The organism is Microbacterium sp. Bi128 (assembly GCF_918698205.1).
The window spans coordinates 1-3,518 of sequence record NZ_CAKKMM010000472.1 but is presented as its reverse complement, the minus strand read 5'-3'; the positions used below and the strand labels follow the sequence as shown (position 1 = coordinate 3,518).

The 3,518-nt window shown below is 65.8% G+C and carries 5 protein-coding genes; all 5 read right to left on the bottom strand.

The annotated features are described in order from the left end of the window. Positions 1–506 (bottom strand): FAD-dependent monooxygenase (locus LQV45_RS21280; RefSeq protein WP_230008711.1); only part of this gene is annotated, 506 nt, incomplete at its 3' end. Between the two features lie 79 nt (positions 507–585). Further along, positions 586–1,050 carry a phage tail protein gene (locus LQV45_RS21275; protein WP_230008708.1) on the bottom strand — a complete coding sequence of 155 codons (465 nt, stop codon included), beginning with the start codon at positions 1,048–1,050 and terminating at the stop codon, positions 586–588. Between the two features lie 416 nt (positions 1,051–1,466). Beyond that, entirely contained in the window at positions 1,467–1,982 is a 516-nt protein-coding gene (locus LQV45_RS21270; protein ID WP_230008710.1) for a hypothetical protein, read from the bottom strand. A 341-nt stretch (positions 1,983–2,323) separates the two neighbouring features. Further along, entirely contained in the window at positions 2,324–2,626 is a 303-nt protein-coding gene (locus LQV45_RS21265) for a DUF4193 domain-containing protein (RefSeq protein ID WP_018775830.1), read from the bottom strand. A 193-nt stretch (positions 2,627–2,819) separates the two neighbouring features. Then, the gene (locus LQV45_RS21260) at positions 2,820–3,314 is read right to left on the bottom strand and encodes a GyrI-like domain-containing protein (RefSeq protein ID WP_290370286.1); all 495 of its coding nucleotides are present in this window, start codon (positions 3,312–3,314) and stop codon (positions 2,820–2,822) included. Positions 3,315–3,518: the final 204 nt, after the last annotated feature.

Sequence of the window (3,518 nt, the reverse complement as noted above, 5' to 3'; positions counted from 1 at the left end):
TCGCCGGGGAAGCCGATGCCGAGCAGTCTGCGCACCAGGCTGCGTCCGCCGTCGCAGCCGACCAGCCAGCGCGAGCGCAGCCGTGTGCCGTCAGCGAGTTCGACGCTCACCGCGTCCTCGTCCTGCTCGACTCCAGCCACCTCGCAGCCGCGGCGGATCTGGGCGCCGAGCTCACCGGCGCGCTCGGCCAGCAGGCGATCGGTGACCGGCTGGGGGATGCCAAGGACGTAGCCGTGTGCGGTGTCCAGGTTCACCGGCCGGGGCTTGTCGATCCCGGCGAAGCGACCCACGCCGCCGGGATACTGCTGCCCGTGGGCGAGGAACCGGTCCAGCAGCCCGCGCTGGTCCATGATCTCGATGCTGCGCGGGTGCAGGCCGCGCGAACGGACCGCCTGGCTCGGCTCGGCGTCCCTCTCCAGCACGAGCACGTCCACGTCGTGCAGCCGCAACTCGCTGGCCAGCATCATTCCCGTCGGGCCGCCACCGCTAATGATCACGTCGAAAATATGGAACCCCAATCCCAGAAACTCACTTCCCGGATTGCCCGGCTGCGTCCCGCACCCTGAGATGCGGGGGTGAGCCCGATCAGTACTCGCCCTTGATCACGAAGTAGGAGCCGCGAATAACACCCGCCAGCTTCGACTTTTGGCGGGCGAACTTGAAGCGCGGCGCCAATTCCTCCGGAACTTCCATGCCGTCGGCAAGTTTTAACCCCACCGCTCTCTTCCCGCCGTCCTCGATGATGTACATGACGTTGACCGACAGCCCCGACTCGTAAAAAACATAGGCCATCCGCAAACCGTCGACTTCGAAGGCGGTCGCCTCCAGCGGGCGGGAGCCGATCACGATCTCGCGTTCATCCCGGAGGATGCGGCTCACCCGGTCAACCACGTCAGGAACTTCGCTCGCGGGGCTCACGGTGAAGGTGTGGCCGTACTTATTCCGGAAATAGCGGGCCTCGTTGGCGCGCAACCCGGCGAGGGCCTCGGAGACGGGGGATGATTCCAAGCCGGCGGTAGAAACGGTCTCAAAGTCAACGATGTACGGCATGTGCCCTCCTGGACAGACGTGTTGGGACCAATGCTAACGCGACGACGTGCTGCCGGACGTCGGAACGCAGGCGCCCCTTTGCCGCCCCTGCGGGCACGATGCGCCGGATGGAAGTCAGGTTGCTGCTCCCAGGCATCGCAGATCTGGACGGTCTTACCCGGCACGGGGGCGTCGATCGCCTTCGTTGCCCAGGTAGATGGAAATGTGGTTGCCGCCGAAGCTCACCAAGAGGTCTCCGGGTTTCGCTTCGGCGAGGGACGCCACATGGCCCCGATCGTTCTGAACCGCGCCACCGGGCGCTGCACGCAGCTGGTGCTGGACGGCCGGGACTTCCCGCTCCGGGCCGAGCTCGGCTCGCTCTAGCCGACCCGCCCGGCAAGGCGCGCAGCCCTGCCTTGCGACCGGCTCCACCAGCCTCACCAGAAATGCGCCACGTCCACCACGAGCCGGGACCCGGTGCCCGGCCCGGGCAGGGCCAGGACCCGGAACGGCAGCCGGGCGCGGACCCCCAGGCCAATGGTCGAATAGCCCTCGAAGCTGCCCGCCCACGCCACCTGCCGGAAGGTCTGGTAGCCAGCCACGTCAGCCAATTCATTCTTGTTCGCCGGGTTGTAGGTGGGATTGCCGGCGTCGTCATATGCGGGAGCATTGACCGTGAGCTGAATGAAAGCCTGGCCCCGCAACGGGACCGGCAGGCCGGACCCGTCCTGCACCACCGCGGGTACGTAGCGGACACTGTAGCCGGCCACGGGGCCGTTGAGGTCAATGACCAGCCGGTCGAAGCAGTAGTGCTGACCGGTGCGGACGTCCACCACCTTGGCCTGGCTCATGGCCGGATCCAGTTTGCTCAGCGACCCCCAGGCCAGTCCGCAGTACGGGTCTGCGGCGGCCGGCGCCGGCGCCGGCGCAAGAATCCCAAGCGCGGCGGCCATCAGAACAGCCGCGAGCAACGCGTTGACCTTTTTCAACTGGATCTTCTTCAAGGCCGCCACCCCCTGGTGCTGCCTGACCCTTGGGCTGGCGGAACAGTCAGCGCAGGTCAGACGCTTTCAGCGTAGGCGGGCCCGGCCCGGCGGGCGAGGTCCTCCACAGTTTCGGCGCCCAACCGTTAGCGTGGCCCGCTGCTGGTCACGGACGGATTGCACGGACCCTGTTCGTGAAGGTCGTTCACGAACAGATAACACCGCCAGCAGCAGGCCTGGCCGGGAACGGCGAAGCGCCGGCACCCTCGCGGGTCCGGCGCTTCGTACGGCCTGTCTGTTGCCGGAAGGTTTTAGCCTTCGCAGTCGCGGCAGTACTTCATGCCGTTCTTCTCAAGGGCCACCTGGGACCTGTGACGGACCAGGAAGCAGGAGGAGCAGGTGAATTCATCGGACTGCTCCGGAACAACAATGACCGTCAGCTCTTCGCCGGACAGATCCGCACCGGGAAGATCAATGCCTTCAGCGGTGTCGTTCTCATCGACGTCGATCACAGCGGTCTGCGCGCCGCCGCCGCGGGACGCCTGAAGGGCCTCCAGCGACTCAGCGGGAGATTCTTCTTCTGTCTTGCGTGGGGCGTCGTAATCGGTAGCCATATCGGGGTTCACTTTCGTTGCTGCGCAGCGCCATTTCAGGCACCTCAGTGAAGCAGTTTAGGACATTATGCATGGAGTAGAGCAATAGTGTGGCCTATCAGACAGAATGAGTCGGACGGGCCTTGGAAACCCGGGCAGCGGCCCCCGGCCGGGGCCCCTCCGCGCGGCGGCCGGGCAGTGCAGGTGCGGCATTTCAGTCGACCGGCCAGACCACGAGCGTCTGCCACTTCGCTGGATCGGGTTCGACGCCGGGATCGGTAAGGTAGTACTCCCACATTGCTGCTCCCGGGCTCGCGCCGTCCTGCCGCATCCGCGCCATGATCGCGCCGTAAGTACGCTGCAGTGATTCGTAGGGACCGATGTGCATCGCCTCGTAGGCCTGGCCTGCGGGGAGGGTGCCGGCGACAACCGCCGTGTCCGCGCCACTGGGGTTCGTGAAAGGCGCGGCGAGGGGGAACCCCGCTTCGACGTCGACGACGTCGGTCGGCATGCCGCGGTACAGCGCGAACGGGGGTCCGGCCAACTGGACATGCTGCTCCTGCACCGCACCCATGACGGCGGCGAAGGCACGGCCGAAAAAATCCCGCAACGCATTCATCGGGACTGTCTCATGCACCACCGCCGTGGGCTGTTCCTTGAGTTGGGCGGCCCTGATGTCCGGGGCCGGCCCCGGGTTCGTTTGAGTCATACCCCAGACTCTGCCGGGACTAATCCACGGTCTAGGGCCTTACGGCCCGCAGGGGAGGTCCGCGCCGTGGTCCAGTAGCGGTCCGGCTGCCGGCCCGGGGACGGCGCGGGTTCCACCCCGAATAAATAAATGAACTTTATTCATATTAGGTCTTGCCCCGTGCGGCCATCACCCTCAAACTAAATGAACAACGTTCATTAATGT

Excerpts from the sequence above, each read along its gene's own strand:
- LQV45_RS21275 (WP_230008708.1), bottom strand. The coding sequence starts at position 1,050 with ATGCCGTACATCGTTGACTTTGAGACCGTTTCTACCGCCGGCTTGGAA.
- LQV45_RS21270 (WP_230008710.1), bottom strand. The coding sequence starts at position 1,982 with ATGGCCGCCGCGCTTGGGATTCTTGCGCCGGCGCCGGCGCCGGCCGCC.
- LQV45_RS21265 (WP_018775830.1), bottom strand. The coding sequence starts at position 2,626 with ATGGCTACCGATTACGACGCCCCACGCAAGACAGAAGAAGAATCTCCC.
- LQV45_RS21260 (WP_290370286.1), bottom strand. The coding sequence starts at position 3,314 with ATGACTCAAACGAACCCGGGGCCGGCCCCGGACATCAGGGCCGCCCAA.